The organism is Providencia sp. UF-183 (assembly GCF_058246155.1).
Genome location: NZ_JBSICD010000001.1, coordinates 136,471 through 155,338, shown reverse-complemented (window position 1 = coordinate 155,338; position 18,868 = coordinate 136,471). Strand labels below are relative to the sequence as shown.

At 38.7% G+C, this 18,868-nt stretch carries 8 protein-coding genes; 3 read left to right on the top strand and 5 right to left on the bottom strand.

From position 1 onward, the window contains the following. Positions 1 to 38 precede the first annotated feature (38 nt). From mscK to acrR, 3 genes are all read right to left on the bottom strand, one after another. Positions 39 to 3,437, bottom strand: coding sequence for a mechanosensitive channel MscK (mscK, locus tag AC4IFT_RS00605; protein ID WP_490750357.1), 3,399 nt, complete (start codon positions 3,435 to 3,437; stop codon positions 39 to 41). A 118-nt stretch (positions 3,438 to 3,555) separates the two neighbouring features. Continuing rightward, positions 3,556 to 3,909 carry a DsrE/DsrF/TusD sulfur relay family protein gene (locus AC4IFT_RS00600; protein WP_219246128.1) on the bottom strand — a complete coding sequence of 118 codons (354 nt, stop codon included), beginning with the start codon at positions 3,907 to 3,909 and terminating at the stop codon, positions 3,556 to 3,558. A gap of 13 nt (positions 3,910 to 3,922) precedes the next feature. Continuing rightward, positions 3,923 to 4,573, bottom strand: coding sequence for a multidrug efflux transporter transcriptional repressor AcrR (gene acrR, locus AC4IFT_RS00595; protein WP_490734601.1), 651 nt, complete (start codon positions 4,571 to 4,573; stop codon positions 3,923 to 3,925). A gap of 134 nt (positions 4,574 to 4,707) precedes the next feature. Here acrR and AC4IFT_RS00590 point away from each other — a divergent pair, with 134 nt between their 5' ends. The 3 genes from AC4IFT_RS00590 (at position 4,708) to AC4IFT_RS00580 (ending at position 10,203) form a co-directional block, all read left to right on the top strand. Further along, positions 4,708 to 5,895 carry an efflux RND transporter periplasmic adaptor subunit gene (locus AC4IFT_RS00590; protein ID WP_490750356.1) on the top strand — a complete coding sequence of 396 codons (1,188 nt, stop codon included), beginning with the start codon at positions 4,708 to 4,710 and terminating at the stop codon, positions 5,893 to 5,895. A 15-nt stretch (positions 5,896 to 5,910) separates the two neighbouring features. Further along, positions 5,911 to 9,069, top strand: coding sequence for an efflux RND transporter permease subunit (locus tag AC4IFT_RS00585; RefSeq protein WP_490734599.1), 3,159 nt, complete (start codon positions 5,911 to 5,913; stop codon positions 9,067 to 9,069). Between the two features lie 195 nt (positions 9,070 to 9,264). After that, the gene (locus AC4IFT_RS00580) at positions 9,265 to 10,203 is read left to right on the top strand and encodes a two-partner secretion domain-containing protein (RefSeq protein ID WP_490734597.1); all 939 of its coding nucleotides are present in this window, start codon (positions 9,265 to 9,267) and stop codon (positions 10,201 to 10,203) included. Positions 10,204 to 10,270: 67 nt separating this feature from the next. Here AC4IFT_RS00580 and AC4IFT_RS00575 read toward each other — a convergent pair whose 3' ends face one another. Further along, the gene (locus AC4IFT_RS00575) at positions 10,271 to 11,656 is read right to left on the bottom strand and encodes a DASS family sodium-coupled anion symporter (RefSeq protein WP_490734595.1); all 1,386 of its coding nucleotides are present in this window, start codon (positions 11,654 to 11,656) and stop codon (positions 10,271 to 10,273) included. A 344-nt stretch (positions 11,657 to 12,000) separates the two neighbouring features. Further along, entirely contained in the window at positions 12,001 to 18,795 is a 6,795-nt protein-coding gene (locus AC4IFT_RS00570) for a TcdA/TcdB pore-forming domain-containing protein (protein ID WP_490750355.1), read from the bottom strand. Between the last annotated feature and the right edge of the window lie 73 nt (positions 18,796 to 18,868).

The window sequence follows — 18,868 nt, the reverse complement described above, 5'->3', positions numbered from 1 at the left end:
CCGTTACTTTTGAAGGTAGAAGCCTTGAATAACTCTAATTATTTTTCGTTATCATGACCGTTTTCTTTCGGGGAACGTTGCACTTCCTGTACTTCCTCCCCTTTATTATTGTGCAGATGAACTTCCAACTGGTTAAAGGCAATATCAATATCGTTTTCTCTGCACAGTTTATCAATCGCTCGATTCACTTCATCACTGGTCACGCTGCGATCGCCAATTTGGCGGACGTAGAAGCGCAGTTCATGGTCTAACGTACTCGCACCAAACGTGGTGAAATAGACGCTCGGTGCGGGCTCTGTCATCACTTTGGCATTACCGGTGGCCGCAGAGAGTAACACACGCTTCACTTTGTCCAGATCCGATCCGTACGCTACGCCGAGTGAAATCGTGATCCGCGTAACCGTATCTGACAACGACCAGTTGATCAGCCGTTCAGTGACAAACGCTTTATTGGGAATGATCACTTCTTTGCGATCGAAATCAACAATGGTGGTCGCTCGAATACGAATTTTGCTTACCGTACCTGAATAGGTCCCGATGGTGACTGTGTCGCCTATGCGGATCGGTCTTTCGAATAAAAGGATGATCCCCGAAACAAAGTTTGCAAAAATTTCTTGTAAACCAAACCCTAACCCAACGGTTAAAGCGGCAGCTAACCATTGCAGTTTGTTCCATGTCACACCAATCATGCCGAGTGACGCAATCGCGCCGATACCCACGATGATATAAGTCAGTATTGTGGTGATGGCATAAGTTGACCCTTGCCTCAATTTTAAGCGTGATAAAACAAGTACTTCTAACAAGCCCGGTAAGTTACGCGTCATCACCCACGCCACAATAATAATCACCACCGCTAAAATTAGATTAGCGAGTGTCACCGACTGAAGAATATTCGTTCCTTCTGGAGAAACATCGCTATAGCGCCACAGTTCTACGCTATCAAAAAACGAGAAAATCGTAATAAAATCAGACCAAATGCCGTAAAATGCCAACGCAAATATGATAAACAGCACCATGGTTGTTAAACGCAAAGATTGCTGGCTAATCAATTCAATGGTCATTGGCGGCTCTTTAATTGGCTCATTTTCCGCATCTTCCTGCGGTTCCTGCCTTTCTAGCCTTAATGCTTCACGGCGTTCGACTGCACGTTGATAAGCCAGCTTGCGTGCCACCAGCGTCAAGCCCCTTAAGCAGGCGTTATAGGTGATGTACCAAAGCAACAACAAATACAAACTATCAAGCCAGCGGTTTGCCAAACGCAATGTGGTGTAATAGTAGCCAGCCATCATTAGCCCCACTAAAATAAGCGGGGAAAACGTCAATAATGTGATAACAATCGTCCGCGTTAAATGGCTGCCTTTCTCTTGCCAAACTTGTTTGCAAAATGGCACGGTAAAAATACACAACAACAGTAGCGAAACGAAAACAATCAATTGCCCAATCACATCTTCTGAAACTTTTAATGGGTTGATAACCCCATAAGTTGAAAAGAAGATTAATGGGATCAGCGGGATAGATAAGCGCGACATACGCCGACGCGTTCGTGAGATAGTGCCTTGGTCTATCCCAAAATGCTTCTGTGCAATGCCTTGGGGCTTCAAGATGCGAAATGTGAGTTCAAACAACGCCCAAAAAACGGCAAGCTGCTGGCAAAACTGCCAAAAGAACGGCCCTTGGACATTACCTGTTTTTAAGAACCAATAACCTATTGCCAATAATAATAAAGAGATAGGCAGGGTTTGCATCAATGTCAGTAAGAGCGCTATTGGCGTGCTCAAAACACTGTCATTCCGTAGGCTCGATAAGCGTTGGTCAATCTCTTGTAAACGTCGGTTAATTTTGCGATGAAACCAAATAAAAATCACCGCAATCAATACCAGCGGGATCACCACTAACAATGAGTTTGTTACCCCGCGCTGAATACTGCGAGACGATAAACTGAAATCAAAGCTGCTGATTTGGGCTGCCGCGGCTTCAGGGAAGGTTTTAATCCACTCCACATCCATCGGTTTATTGCTGTTCACCCAAAATATTTGCTGAGCTAATGTATTTTCAAGGGAGCTTACCACACTCAATAATTGGTTTTGGTCGAGCTGTAAGTTAATTGCTTGGGAAATTTGCCCACCCAGTTGCTGGTTGAGTTCATCTAACAAGCCACGCCTGACATCTAAAAGCTTGGTCAATGCGGCCTTATCATCTGTTGATAGCAATGATCCGTTACCCTGCTCTTCACCTGTTTTGACGGCCAGTTGGCTCTCTAAACCAGAGATGTAGTCATTAGGTTGATATAAAGCATCACGCTGCTGATTAATATCAAACTGTTCAAGACGTAAATCCGCAATCGTCACAGGTAAGTTTTTGGTTAAAATATCTGGCGGTAAATCAATTTGCTGTTGGAATAAGATACGAGATAGCAATAAGCTCCCACGTAAAACGTTAATTTGCTCTTTCAAATTACGTTCTGACTGCGTCGCCCTTTCTAGCCATGCTTTAACACGAATGCCATTTTGCACCAGCTTATTGCTATCTTCAGTCACTTGAATCAAACGATCGCTGAGCGCATTATTGATGGCGATTTCTTTTTGGATGACGGGGTTTTGCTGCGCTTGAATATCCGCTTCAGAAGTATTTAACGCTTCGCGTACCGTTGATTGGGAATCATCTAGACGGCGGTTGCTGATAGCGGCTTGTAATTGTTGAACATGATCCTCAAGCTGAGCGATATATGCAGCAGTATAATCACGTTGTTTTTGCAGAACATCTTGTAATTGCGTATTGGTTTGCAAAATACGTTTTTGGTATTCATTTTGTTGCTGTAAGAGATACTGCTCAACTTGCAGCATATCAATTTGAGATGGGCGCAAGCTCACTGAGTCATTAACCGTGCTGTTAAGTTCATTACGAATTTCTTGTAACCGCCGCGCATTATCCAACATCAACGCCTGCGCGCGTTCTGGCTGGGTTTGTAAACCGATTAGTTGGCTATTATAGGTTGCGAGGTCGTTTTGTTCCGACTGTAAGTTTTCTAAGTAGGTCGCTTGTAGGGCTTCTAATTGGGGAAGTGAGCTATTTTTTATTTTTTCAGCAAATTGCGAAGCCTGTTGTTGGCTTTCATTTCTAACTTGTTGTAAACCTTGAACAGCAATTCTTGATTCTTCATTGGTTCGATTAAGTTTTTTTTGCAGTTCTTCTGTTCGCTGTTCGAGTTTATCTAATTCATTATAAAAATCGGATGTTTTTTCTAAGTCCCCGCGCACCAATTTTTCTTCTTCACTTAAGCTACTTTTTTTACTTAATGCGGTGAGCGAACTTTTAATGTCGTTTTTGTTAGGTAGGTTATTTGGAGTTAAAGCAGATGCAGAGTAAGAAAAAAATATCATTGCGAATAACAACGCAGCGCTAATAAAATACCGCTCTATTCTATGTTGTTTTATCATCGTAATATCCTTATACCCTCGCATATTCATTCTTTGCTCAGTACGTTATTCAAAAAAGCAAAGTGCCAGTAACACATTACCAGCACATACAATTAGAGCAACATTTTAAACTAACAAATTAGAATGTTAAGACTTTCTCTGATGTTAATGTCCAGCTAGCCAGTTCCACTAATGTGCCAACCTCAACACCATCCGCTAAAGTTAACTCACTGATACCACGGGCATCGGTACATGTCTTACATAATTTAACAGGCACCCCTTGAGCCGTTAAAATTTCTAACATTTGCTGAAGGTTGTAACCTTCTTTCGGTTTTTGAGCCGCTAAACCTGCACAAACTGCATCTGACATTAAAAAGATTTTTAAATCTAAATCTGAGTTTTGCTCTTTTAGCGTGATAGCAAGGCGCAATGAGTTAAATAAAGTTTCGCTGCCATAAGGTGCGCCGTTAGCGATGATCAGAATAGAGGCCATCTGTGACTCCAAGTTATTTTATTTGGGTGGGTTTAAGCCGTATTGCTGGGTTACATTTTAACGTCTCTAATAGTGTCTCAACCAGCGTTATCGTGTGTTGATTTATATTAAAGTTCTCAGGTTGTAATAACCAATTTTCTAATAAACCCGACATTAATGAGCGGATCATGATGGCGGCGCATTCAATATCAAGGTCAGCAGGTAATTGCCCTGCATCGATACAATCTTGCAAATTATCGACAATACGACACTGACTAGCCACATAATTAGCCCGTTTAAAATCGACTAATTCCGCCATTTCGCCCACTAATTCACATTTTAAAAAGAAAATTTCCATCAACGCACGGTTTTTAGGGTTGTCGATGAAGTCGGTCAAAATAAAAACCAATAATTCTCTTAGTATTGAAAGTGGATCATTGGTATATTTAGAACGATAATATTCTTCGGCTTGGATTATTTGGTTATCACCAAACTCGCAGGCCTGATAAAAGAGATCTACTTTATTTTTAAAATGCCAATATATTGCACCTCGGGTTACCCCCGCTGCTTTTGCAATATCGGCTAATGATGTGGCTGAAACTCCTCGCTCAGAGAATGTTTTGATGGCAGCATCTAATATTTCCTGACGGGTTTCTTCAGCCTGTTGTTTAGTTTTTCGTGCCATTGTGACCCGTTTCTATCGAAAGCTGATTTACATACATTCGTGTATGTTTGTACTATAGCACAGTGATAAATCATATTGTTTACCATTTTTCTTATTTTTGTTTTGAACTCATATTGATTAATTGAGGTTAACTTATGCGAAAAAACAGAGGGGTGTTACCTCTGGCTCTGTTGGTTCTTTCAGGTGGCTTAGCTTTATCAGGTTGTAACGATGAACAACAAGGTGGCGGAGAACGCCCGGCGCCTGAAGTAGGAATTGTTACGCTGAAAGCCGAACCTCTGACTCTCAAGACCGAGTTACCAGGCCGTACATCTGCATTCCGTGTTGCCGAGGTTCGCCCACAAGTGAGCGGCATCATTTTAAAACGTAACTATAAAGAAGGTAGCGACGTAGAAGCGGGAACATCTTTGTATCAAATTGATCCTGCTCCTTTCCAAGCGACCTATGACAGTGCAAAAGCAGAACTGGCAAAAGCGCAAGCGAATGCAAATATCGCGGCGCTGACGGTTAAGCGTTATAAACCATTGTTAGGGACGAATTACATTAGTCAGCAAGAATACGACCAAGCGACTTCAACCTATGCTCAAGCGCTTGCTGCCGTCAAAGCAGCGGAAGCGGCTGTTGAAACTGCACGTATCAACCTGAACTACACCAAGGTAACCGCACCAATCAGTGGCCGTACTGGCAAATCGAATGTGACTGAAGGGGCATTGGTCTCTACAGGCCAAGCGACTGAATTAATGCGTGTTCAGCAACTTGACCCTATCTATGTTGACGTAACGCAATCGAGCGATGATTTCTTACGTCTAAAAAATGAGATAGCACAAGGCGCTGTGCAAAAAGAATCTGGTCAGGCACCTGTTAGTTTAATTAATAGCAATGGCCAAGAATACGCACAAAAAGGTGTTCTCGAGTTCTCTGATGTCACCGTTGATGAAACCACAGGTTCCATCACAATGAGAGCCGTTTTCCCTAACCCGAACAAAGAGTTACTTCCGGGAATGTTTGTCCGTGCAATTTTAGAAGATGGCGTTGTTGAAAATGCAATTCTGGTTCCTCAACAAGGATTATCGCGTACTGCTCAAGGTACCTCTCAAGTCATGGTTGTTGGCGCAGAGAACAAAATTGAAGTCAGAACGGTTAAAGCAGGACAAGCGGTTGGCAACAAATGGCTGATTAAAGATGGCTTAAAAGCAGGTGATCGCGTTGTCGTCATTGGCTTACAAAAAATCAAACCAGGAATTGTTGTGAATCCTAAGGAAGCAAACTTAGAAACGCAATCCATAGACAATCAGGCTAAACCTGAAGAAAAGTCTAAATAAGGGAGCGGCTGATTAATGCCTAAGTTTTTTATAGAAAGACCAATTTTTGCGTGGGTAATTGCGATTATCACCATGCTTGCTGGTCTGTTGGCAATTATCCAGTTACCTGTTTCTCAGTACCCGACCATCGCACCGCCGGCTGTTTCTATTTCAGCTAACTATCCGGGAGCGGATGCCGAGACGGTACAAAACACAGTAACTCAGGTTATCGAACAGAATATGAACGGTATCGATAACTTGGTATATATGTCATCGAGCAGTGATTCATCAGGTTCTGCAAGCATTACGCTTACTTTTGAAGCAGGAACTGATGGTGATATCGCGCAAGTACAGGTGCAAAATAAATTGCAACTGGCGATGCCATTGCTGCCACAAGAAGTTCAGCAGCAAGGTATTAGTGTCGATAAATCAACAAGTTCGTTCTTAATGGTTGCAGGTTTCGTGTCTAATGATGGCTCAATGGGCCAATATGACATTGCCGACTATGTAGGTTCGAATATTAAAGACCCATTAAGCCGTGTAAATGGTGTGGGTGAAACACAGCTGTTTGGTACCCAATATGCGATGCGTATTTGGTTAAAACCTGAACAACTTGTTAAATACAACATGACGACAACCGATGTCATTAATGCTATCAAGGTTCAAAATAACCAAGTCGCAGCAGGACAGCTCGGTGGTTCACCGTCAATTGCAAACCAACGTTTAAACGTCTCAATCATTGCACAGACACGTTTAAATAGTGCAGAAGAGTTTTCCAATATCTTACTGCGGGTTAACCAAGACGGTTCTCAAGTTCGTATTAAAGATGTTGCTGACGTTCAGTTAGGTGCAGAAAACTACAGTACGATCGCGCGCTTTAACGGAAAACCAGCAGCAGGTATTGGTATCAAACTGGCAACAGGTGCGAACGCGTTAGATACGTCTAACAACGTACGTGCTGCGCTGGAAGAGATGAAACCTTTCTTCCCTCAAGGGTTAGAAATCGTTTATCCATACGATACAACGCCATTTGTTAAAATCTCAATTAACGAGGTTGTTAAAACGTTAGTTGAAGCAATCATGTTGGTTGTTGTGGTTATGTATTTGTTCCTCCAGAACATTCGCGCCACATTAATTCCAACGATTGCCGTTCCAGTTGTCTTGTTGGGGACATTTGCCATCCTATCGGCATTTGGTTACTCAATAAACACCTTGACCATGTTCGCGATGGTACTTGCCATCGGTCTACTCGTCGATGATGCCATCGTTGTTGTAGAGAACGTTGAACGTGTTATGCAAGAAGAAGGCTTATCACCGAAAGAAGCGACCAAAAAATCAATGGGTCAAATCCAAGGTGCGTTAGTCGGTATTGCAATGGTTCTGTCTGCGGTATTCATCCCAATGGCCTTCTTTGGTGGTTCAACAGGGGCAATTTACCGTCAGTTCTCGATTACCATTGTTTCGTCCATGATCCTGTCAGTTCTGGTGGCTATGATTTTAACACCAGCACTGTGTGCGACGATGTTGAAGCCTATTGAGAAAGGCAGCCATGGTAGCCAAAAAGGGTTCTTTGGATGGTTTAACAGAACGTTTGAAAAGCAAGCTCACCACTACACAGACAGTGTAAGCCGCATGCTTAACGGCACAGGTCGTTACCTTGTGATTTACCTGATTTTAGTGGCAGGCATGGCATTTATGTTTGTTCGTTTACCGTCTTCCTTCTTACCAGCAGAAGACCAAGGTGTATTCCTGTCAATGGTTCAATTACCGCCAGGATCAACACAAGAACAAACCCAAGCCGTGCTGGATGAAGTCACTAACTACTACCACACTGACGAAAAAGACAATGTTGAATCTGTCTTTACTGTTGGGGGCTTTAGCTTTGCCGGTCAAGGTCAAAATATGGGTCTTGCCTTCGTCGTTCTGAAAAACTGGAGCGAACGTAAAGGTGATGAAAACCACGTTGATGCAATTGTACAACGCGCAAATATCGCGATGTCCAAGAAGCAAGAAGCACTAATTTACGCCTTTAACCTGCCTGCAATTGTTGAGTTAGGTACCGCAGACGGTTTTGACTTCGAGTTGGTCGATAAAGGTAACTTAGGGCATGACAAACTGATGCAAGCACGTAACCAATTACTTGGTTTAGCGGCTCAACATCCAGAAATGCTCCAAGGTGTTCGTCCAAATGGGCAAGATGATACGTCACAATACCGTATCTACATTGACCAACAAAAAGCACAGGCACAAGGCGTCGCAATCAGCGATATTAACGCAACACTCAGCTCCGTCTTTGGTGGAAGCTATGTGAACGACTTTATCGACCGCGGTCGTGTTAAGAAAGTTTACGTACAAGGTGATGCAGAAAGTCGTATGTTGCCATCAGATATCAGCAACCTGTATGTTCGTAATAACCAAGGTAAAATGGTTCCATTCTCTGCATTCTTAGATGAATCCAAAGACCCTTGGAAGTTTGGTTCACCACGTTTAGAGCGTTATAACGGTGTACCAGCGATGAACATTCAAGGCCAAGCAGCACCAGGTCAAAGTACCGGTGATGCGATGCTATTGATGGAAAAACTAACAACTGAAAACCTACCGGAAGGTATTGGTTATGAGTGGACGGGTATGTCCTATCAAGAACGCTTAGCAGGTAACCAAGCCCCTGCTCTGTACGCGATTTCCTTGATAGTGGTATTCCTCTGCCTGGCAGCACTTTATGAAAGCTGGTCAGTACCATTCTCCGTTATGTTAGTCGTTCCACTGGGTATTATCGGCGCATTACTCTTTACCAGCGTCCGTGGTTTAGATAATGACGTTTACTTTAAGGTCGGCCTGTTAACAACCATTGGGCTCTCGGCGAAAAACGCAATCTTGATTGTTGAATTCGCCAAAGACTTGATGGAAAAAGAAGGTAAAGGGTTAGTTGAAGCAACGCTGAATGCCGTTAAGATGCGTTTACGACCAATCCTGATGACATCATTGGCATTTATGTTAGGTGTTATCCCGCTAGTGTTTAGTAATGGTGCAGGTTCTGCATCTCAGAACTCAGTAGGTACAGGTGTTCTGGGTGGTATGTTCGCCGCAACCTCACTGGCTATCTTCTTTGTTCCCGTCTTCTTTGTGGTGATCCGTCGCCGCTTCTCTAAGAAGTCTGAAGATATTGAACACAGCCATCCACCAACAGCACACTAATTGCTGATAAGTGACCTAAATAATGGGAGCCACAGAAATGTGGCTCTTTTTTTATCCTTATCCTTAACCCAACACAGTTACCCTGTTTTGATTGTTTCTATCAATCCCATACTATTTTTTGATTGCTTTGAAAAATGCATTACCCCTTATACTCGTTAGCGATGAAGGGATTTTTTAATAGCAGGGAGCTGATAAATGAAATCAATAGCGGCACAAACAATTACGGTCATTTTCTTATTTTCACCACCTATCACTAATGCAAATGAAATCAGCATTGATAAAGCCAAAATCATCAATATCAATGCTCCACTAAAAAACCATATTTCATTCAATACATTTGAAGCGTTATCTTCAAATGAACATGGTTTAATTTTTAATAATGACATAGCCAGTAATAACAACCTGAGTGATAGGGCAGCCAAGTTAATACTCGCTGAAGTGACAGGCACCGAAGAAACGCAAATTCAAGGGATATTGGGTATCAAGGGGCAACGTGCAAACCTGGTTATTGCAAACCCAAATGGTATCTCGTGGAAAAAAGGCGCGATAAATAATATCAATAGTCTGTCTTTAATTGCAGGGAAACTAGAACAACAATACAGTAGAAATAAAGAAAATAAGAAACAACTCGACCCTAAAAAACAGGAGGATTATAGCAACCTTAAATTTTCAACCCAACCGGCTGGGCTCGTCAGCATAAGCCAACAACAAGGCAATCCAATTCAACTATCTAAAATGAATGTTTTTGCCGATCAAATAAAACTGCAAAACAACCTCAATATCAATGCTGCCTTGCAAAACTACATAAGTTCATCAGGCAGTGGAACACTTTCTCCCAGTGAAGGTGTGGTAAAACTCGGCACTAAATTCAAAACTGATATCCCTTATTTTCAAGGAAATCACTTTGAATTAAGTGAACAAGCGAAATTAACAGGGCACACCGTTATGTTAGAAAGTCATCAATATCAATGTAATAATGATTTTCTTTGCCCACAAAATAAAATCGATATACAGGGAATAATTAAAGCGATGAATTTTTCGTTGCGTGGCAACAGTGAAATTACATTTACAGATACAGGAGTTATTCAGATAGGGAAAAATCAACAAGCACTTGTCGCACGCCCCTCACAATAATATCGAAATGCAGCACAACAATGTAAAGCGGCCTCAAAAGAAGAGGCCGTAAGGTATATTTTTTGAATTACATCCAGAAGAACCAAGCAAATAATGAAATCACAATGATACAAGCGACATTCAGTACCGCTCCGACTCTCACCATTTCTATTTGACGAATATACCCCGAACCAAACACTATCGCATTTGGCGGTGTTGCTACAGGCAACATAAAGGCACACGATGCACCAATACCAATAATCATTGTCAGTACGATCACTGGCATCCCTAACGCTTCAGCTACTGTTGCAAAAATAGGGACTAATAATGCAGCACTCGCTGTATTACTGGTGAATTCTGTCAAAATAATGATAAACGTTGTTACCGCTAAAATGATAACAAACCAATGGCTTTGACCAAATGTCAGCTGCATCCAATCCGCCATAATTTTACTTGCACCAGAAGAGCTTAAAATTGCACTCAGTGTTAGACCACCACCGAATAACATCAATACGCCCCACTCTGTATTTTTTTGAATCTGAGACCAGCTTGCGACACCCGTAACACAAATGAGGATTGCGGCACTCATCGCAATGATAGTATCTAAATCTTTTACACCACCGAACGCGTCACTGATGAAAGTACTGGTGATCCAACAAACTACAGCTAACAAAAATATGACCATTGCAGTAATACGCTTGCTGTTCCATTGAACATGCTCTAATTCAATTTCAAAGCGATGTTTAAGGTTTGGGCGCAGCATCATGTACATTAAAACAAACATCATTGGTAATAAGACAACCATAATTGGAATGCCATATTTCATCCAAGACAGAAAATCTAAACCTAAAGCAGAAGCCGCAATGGCATTTGGAGGACTACCAACAATCGTCCCTAATCCACCAATACTTGCACTATAAGCAACACCAAGTAATACAAACACAAAGGTATTGCGTTCATGGCGCACATCAAGATTAGACAAAATACCGAGTACAAGCGGTAACATCATTGCCGCTGTTGCTGTGTTACTGATCCACATTGATAAGCCTGCTGTGACACCGAATAGCAATAATACGGCTACAGAAAGGCGCCCACGCGCTGCCATTAATAAGCGATTGGCTATAAGCCTATCTAGACCTTGAATATGTAAAGCCGTTGCTAACGCAAATCCCCCAAAAAATAAGAAAATAATTGGGTTTGCAAAGGATTTAAGTGCATCCCCTGTATTCATGAGCCCTAGGACTACCGCTAAAATAGGAATACAGAGCGCTGTCACTGTGACGTGTATAGCTTCAGTTAACCAAAGTACACCTATGAAGACCATCATTGCTAAACCTGCATTCGCTTTTTCATCAAAGGGCAGGTATTTCAAAAGTACAATTAGAAGCACAATATCAATTGCTAAAATAATCCAACCACGCTTATTTGCGGGAGTAGGACTTACTGCCGGCGTCAAAGATTCAGAAGCATCCATGTAAAACTCCATAGCTCGGAAGCAAATTGTTTTCGAGTATTATTGTTAATATTTATTTACGAGGTCTGAAATATAGAGTTAATTGAATGGAATGAAAATGTGTTGTAGCCAAAAGTGCGATCTATACCGTGTAATTTTCTAGTAATTAACATGAACTCCAAAAATCCGAACTATTAAATCGTAAAAAACGAAGAATTAAATGTCAACATAATAGTTAAAAGCAACATAAACAACCATTTCACATTCAAAATATAAAAGCATAACCAACTGATTTTTATTAAAATAAACCAACTCCTTCTCAGTACTATTTATTAATATAAAAATCAGTTAGAAATCATTTATCTTTACTTTTCTTTTTTAGCGGGTAAAAGCGGTGGCATTAAACTCAATACACGTTCTGGAGGAAAAAAAGCAACAGAGTCTTGTTGAGATAATTCCGTATCAAAATTAAACGCTGTTATTTTTTCAATAATTAATTGAGTTTGCTGCTCACTCTGTGAAATAACACCACCTTGTTGTATATTAAATAAGCCTTCTGATTGTATTGTGCCACTGGTAAATTCGCTTAGACTCATTGAGTATGATTGATTGTGCATCCTTATATTCAAATGGTTATGCGTTTTAGATTGTTCACCAAATACCTGCCTGATAATTAATGACGTCGATGAGTGCATATCAAAAATAACTAAATCATCATTCTGCCGAAGTGTCATAAGCGATTGGCGATTTAATGGGGGTAAAATAAGCAAATCCTCTTTTTCATCATAGCAGTCATTGTCAATAATAATCGTTTGGTAATTTAACCAAGCCTCTTGGGTAATTAAATAGCTATCTTGCCCTTCCCCGCCACTTAAAATGATATTTTTCACATTTTTTATTATTGATGGGCTCAAAATATCATGTTCTTTCCCACCTTTAATAATCAAAGATGAACTTAGATGATTAGGATTAATAGATTGGCTATTTACCAGATCAATGTAAAATATTTCTCCACTTCCAGCAGACATTAATAAACCATCAGCGACCCGTTCGACTTTGTTAAATTGATAATTAGGGTAAAGATCAATGATGGCAGGTAAATCAGCAGGGTTATTCAATGTTGAGCCCTCAGCAAATGCAGCAATTAATTCTTTTTCTGTAGCAAAATATTGCTCATACAATTTTTTTTGCTTTTTATCAAAGATTAACCCTCCTGAACGAGTTGCATTCATACCTAAAAATTGCAGTTCATTTTCTGATGAAAGTTGATGTGCAATGATTATTTTTCCTTGAATACTCCAAGCTGGGAGTATTTTTCCATTATCAACACTTTTAATACCTAGTAATGCAATAACTGGTTTATCTCGATAAACATATTCTAAGTCTCGCCACCAGTACGCATGATCCTTAAACCATTTGTCATTCAATGCAACAATGGATGAATTTCCATTTGCACTTAACTGGCTAACAACACCAAAGCTATCGATAAGTAGCAAATTCCCTTTCCATGTAAATACACTCTCTAAATTTGGAGTGTACATAAACCATGCTGAAGGTTTAATCACATTTAAGACATCTTGCCCAGCACCTTCTTGTCGATAAAGTGATTTTTGTTTATCACTATAAAAGTAAAAAACTTCAGTACCGTCACTATCAAACAATGAAGTCACTAAATGTAAGTCTTCGGGAATTGCCCAGTGGCTTTGCTTCAAAGTACGATCAACAGGAAAATGGCCAAACCCTAATGATGCCGATAGGTTAGGCTTAATCAGTTTATTATCTTGCGGCCTGATCCAGTAGCGATGTTGCGTTTGATTATGGTCATTTCCAGATATCATCACTAAGCTTGCTAAGTTTGAGCCCTTCAAACCGGGTGTTGCAATATTATTCTTATTATCAATTAAATAATTTTTTAAAATTTCCTCTGGCTCAACTTCCTCTAATTGAGTATGTGTACTGGCTAAATATACGAGTGTTTCAGGCGTTGAAACGATACTCACTAATTCAATATTATTTTCTACAATTTGATAATTTGCCACCTCAAATGAGTCTTGATAGCGGCAAGAAAAATAAATGGTATTTTCTCCTGGCCAAACTTTTAAAATTTCCAAATTACGAGCCATTTTATTTTCTAACCGGTATTCAAAAAGAATATTCCCATTATTAAGATCCGTAACCCAAATTAAAGGAGATTCTAATGAATAAAAAATAGCCTTATCATTTCTAACACCTGCTAATAACGCATCTTTTTTCTCTGCTTCAATTGAATGTGTAAATATTATTTTTTCCGTTTTTACATCAAAATAGGCTCGTCCTACATTATTTCCATGGTGTTGATAATTTTCAATAATAACATACTGCTGATGTGATTTTTGTTCTTGGAATAAGGTATGTAAGTATTCTTCAAAGCCTTTGATATTATCTTTCCATACTTCCTCATCAACACTCACTGTTTTAATTGATTTTGTCTTGAGTTCTATCTCGTTTACTTCATTGTTATTTTTAATAATATAATATTTACTTTCGGGATTTTTATTCTCGATGTAAATATCCACATCCCCGACTCTAACTCTGTCATCAAAAATTTGAATGCGCCCATTTCCGATTTCTTTTGAATTAATAAACCATTGAGATGGAGTTTGAGTAACTGGGCTATCTGATAATAATATTTTAACTCCCTCATTAATATTAACTGTGTACTGGCCTCCACTACCTTCCAATTTATAATCAATAAAACCCCGCCATTCTTTTGGCAAATTTGGTATAATTAAATTACGTTTTTTATTATCTAATTTAATAGTTATAGGGGTATTGACATACTCATGATAAATGTGAGTAATTATATTTTCACTTGGAAAAATATAAAAATCATAATCAAAATTATCACCTTGCTCTAATCTACGGATAACATCAAAACCATTGTCATGCCTTGTTGTTGCGCCTGGCCATAAATTATAATCATATTTTATATATGATTTTGGCGTGATCGGCAAAAAGAGGCTTTCTTGTGAAGAAAAATCTACAGTGTGATTACTATTTGCATAGCCTATTCCAGCACGAATATTAATTGCTTGCTGCCTATCATGCACCATAGTTGGAAAATTACCTGCCCAAAAAAGATAATTCTTCCGCCCCCCTCCCGACGATTTCTCACTTGTACGGTAAATATATTGGCTATCAAATTCAATTTGATTGGTTTGTAAATCTATCGTTTTAAACACCGCACCAAATTTAGGTATTAAAACGGTCCTATCTTTCGAATATTCATACCCATTGCCTTGGTATGCATTATCCAAAGCGCTAAAATACAAACCAACCGCTTTGGCATCTTCGCCAATGATCGCAAAATTACGCGCAAGTGCTGTGAATCCAATACCAAGTCCTGCAACAATAACACCTATTCCACCTAAAGAGGCTGATGCCGTCGAATAACCAAAAGCATCTGCGCCTATAGCTACACTACTTGTCAAAAAACTAGCTGAATCAAAAGCCAATTGTGTTCCAAATGTAATTGTTTGTGGTTCGTTTTCAGCTTGCGTTATTTCGTAAACATCAAACCCAATTAAGGCTCCATTAAAAAATGTTGATAGACCTTCATTTGCAACTTTAGCCAGTGAAGATGAAAAAATAGTCATTGAGGATGCCACAGATTTATTCTGGTACCTCAGTGCTGTTTTAACAAGCTCTGCCATATGAGCAACATCTTTTGCGGTACTATGGGCGATTAATGCATAGTTAAGATAAGTGTGAATTTTTAAAGCCATCGCTAGATTTGATGTATCTGAAGTCTCTGTGTTTACATTCCGATTTCTATCTTCCACCCATTGAATGATAGATTGAATCGCAATGCCTGCATTCAAACCATCAATAGAATCACCTTCAGCACTTTCAGGCTTTAATTTAAACTCCTCTTCGATAAGGTGGTAATAACGACCAAACTCCATCATTTTATCTAAGCTATATTGGTGAAAATCTTTAAATGTTTTATCCGTTGTTTCAACCCACCGCGTCAAGCTTGGATCATCTAAATGGATAAGTTGAAGACGATAATGGCCCTCTTTGACTTCTTCTACATTATAAAATAAAGGAAGCCATCGACCATCAAGTTCGTTTTCTACCGATAATTTAAATGTTGCTTCATGGATTTTCTCTGCCCACTGATTAGCATCTAAGATCATTAATGACCTTTTTAATTGCAAATCTTGGTATATTTCATCTTGGTTTTTTAATATTAATCTTGCTTTATTCTGCCTAGTTTCTATTGTTGTAAGATCATCATTTTCACTTAAATTTTCAACTGTAAGCTGGCTACCTATTGGGACACGCCCCATTTTATTGGTATCAATATAAACGAGATTAAAGGCAGGTTTCCCATCTATTTCAAACGCGGAATAATATGGTGCAAATTTTTTTTCAATAAAAAACTTTCTCACTGCCTCAAACAGACTTTGGTTATCATCAAATGCAAAAACACCAAAATTAGGATCATAAAAATAGTAAGTTTTCTTCCCTTTTTCTATTTTTTTGCCCAACATCATTGAGTGATTGTTACTATTTAATGCAAACATCATTGTTTCATCACGAACATCTAATATCTCTTGAATCTTATTAAGTCCCATTTTTCCGTAGGAAAAAGAAGCCTCTACAGCATCAGTATTTGAGTGTAAGTTTTTCAGTCCCTCTTTTAAGAAAATAGAGTTTTTATCATCTGGATTTGCAGCTGCGACATAGAGTTTATCAATGAGTTTACCTGCGCCATTTTGCCCATCTTTTGCCAATGCAACAGACATTGCTCTAACGAGAGGATAACAGCGCCCACCGGATTCACTTTTAATAACAGATAAATAAAAATCCTGTGGTATTAGTCGGTTCGCTTTGCTGCCATTTTCATAAAAAAACTCGCTAATTTTTCCCGTTTCGGTAAGAATTTTATCAATATATTCGGCATAACCAGCATCTTGAATCAACCGATATAATGCACCTCTTTCTTTTGCAGAAAGCTCAGCTATCACATATCGTTTTTTTAACTCCCAAGATGTTGATGTACTATCAATCCCTTTAACCACAATATCATTATAATTTTTTATTCCCTCATTAAACTCATGCCTAAATTCACTGTTTTTTGATGTTTTATGTAAATATAATAAATTTTCATAGCGTTCAACTATCGTTAGTCGACCATGTTCATCCGCCTTAGATGATGAAGCTCCTGACTTATTTCCTCGAACAACGAAATCCATACCTTTATCTTGCTTAAGTTGTTGCAAATAAAAAGCATATTCAACTTCAAGCAAATTTGAATATATTTCATTAAATTGCTTATTTTTTATGATATCAAGAACCTGATTAACATCCATCGCCGCTTTCATGTCAGCAATAATGTTTTCATCATTGGTTCTCTTCAAGTCTGATTCTATACTTTGAATTCTATTTTTTAACTCATCCGAACTCGCTTGAACTTTTCTTTTTACTTCATTAGCCAGATTTAGCCAATGAATAGAGTTAGTTGAGTTTTTATCTGACGTTGAATATTCTTCTGCTGTAGAAATATAGACATCTAACTTTTTCGAAAAAATGTTTAATTTTTCATGTATATTATTTCGATAAAGATTAAACTCAGCTTTTTTCTCATCTAAAGAATAATCTCCAGATGATTTAACCTTAACATTATTAGGTTCAAAAATAACCCCTTCATTATTATTTCTGTTTTGAATGACTATTTTCCAGTCTTCATCAAAATATAAAAAAACAAAATCATTATTGCTAAACTCATTCTTATAATCTTGTTCATCTACCGCCATGACAACATTATCGTAAAGTAAGGAACTATTATAGCGAGCATCATAATAAACCCTGTACTTCTCAGCATTTAGTTCCGTCACGATAACCGAGCCTTTTTTAACCTCGCTTAAAAATAAAAAAACGTTATCAGGTGCGGTCTTTTTTATATCAATATAATTAGAGAAGCCCTTATCAGATTCCTTCAAACTGGTATCTAAGAAGTCACTATTGAGTGCATATGAAAGGTCTGGACGGTAGGTTTCATCAACATACTTTATTTCATATTCAGATTCTTCATTACGGTAAAATACAACTTTTCCACTTTCAGGTATTTCTTTTATATCGTTAAGGTAACTCGCATTAATTTTATATGCATAGCAAAATTGTTCGGGATTTAATACAAATTGCTGTATATCTCGACTTGGCTGTATTGTGCTTAATTCTTGGTCCGGGCTATTTAATCCTGTTAGCAAAAATCGGTCTCTAATGGTTTGAGAAATAAGTGCAGGGTCTTTAGGGTCATAGCCAAAGCGTTGTAATGTTCTTGGTAATGTGTTTTTCAACTTTTCACCTGTAAGCAACGACTCAGTAGTGGCTTTCGCCATTATCAGTGCCCTTGATTCCCCATGGCTGCTTGATTGCCCCTCGACTGTCTCTGAGTAGGAAATCCCTGTCGTTAGCCTTTTCATACCCGCTGGTGTATGCCCAATGAGTGCATCTGAAGGTAAGAGTAATTTCAATTGCTGGCTCACTTCTTTCGCTGATTCAATATTCGCTTCTGACAAATAAATAACCGCTTGATCAGTTCGACTGCCTAATTTTCTGGGCCCCATAATTTTAGCTTGAGTAACTCTTTTTTGTGGGTCATTGTCATATAACTTAATTAACGCATCAGCTAAATTATTATAGTTTTTTTTGTTCACATTGACGGTTAATCGAGCCATTAATTTAGAACTATGCAAATAACGTTGCCGAGAGTCTTTTGGTAAAATACGATATGCACTTGCATTTAACAGCTGCTCTTGATTTAATTTAAAAAAAGATTCTTCATTTTGCCCTTGAACCTTAATATTAACCTTTTTTCTAACCATTGAATTTAGAGTTAATTGAAAGTTTTCTAGAAATAATTTTCTTTCTTCAAGATTTAACCTAGATGCTTCTGATGGTGTGTCATTACTGTATAAATGGTAAATAATATCTGTGATTTTATCTTCGATATATTTCTTTTTTGCTCTTAGTGTTGGGTCCCAATTAAAGTTATTATTCTTATAAGCAACTTTAATCTCTCTAACTAAATCTATAATTTCCTGATCAATTTTTGCTTTATCCCTTCCCAATCTTGAAATTGCGAGCAATGATTTATAACATTCCGTTTCCATAGTTTTATCCTTTAATATTAATTTCCACTAGTTACAAACATCTTATTACTATCATAAAAAATAGAATTTATTA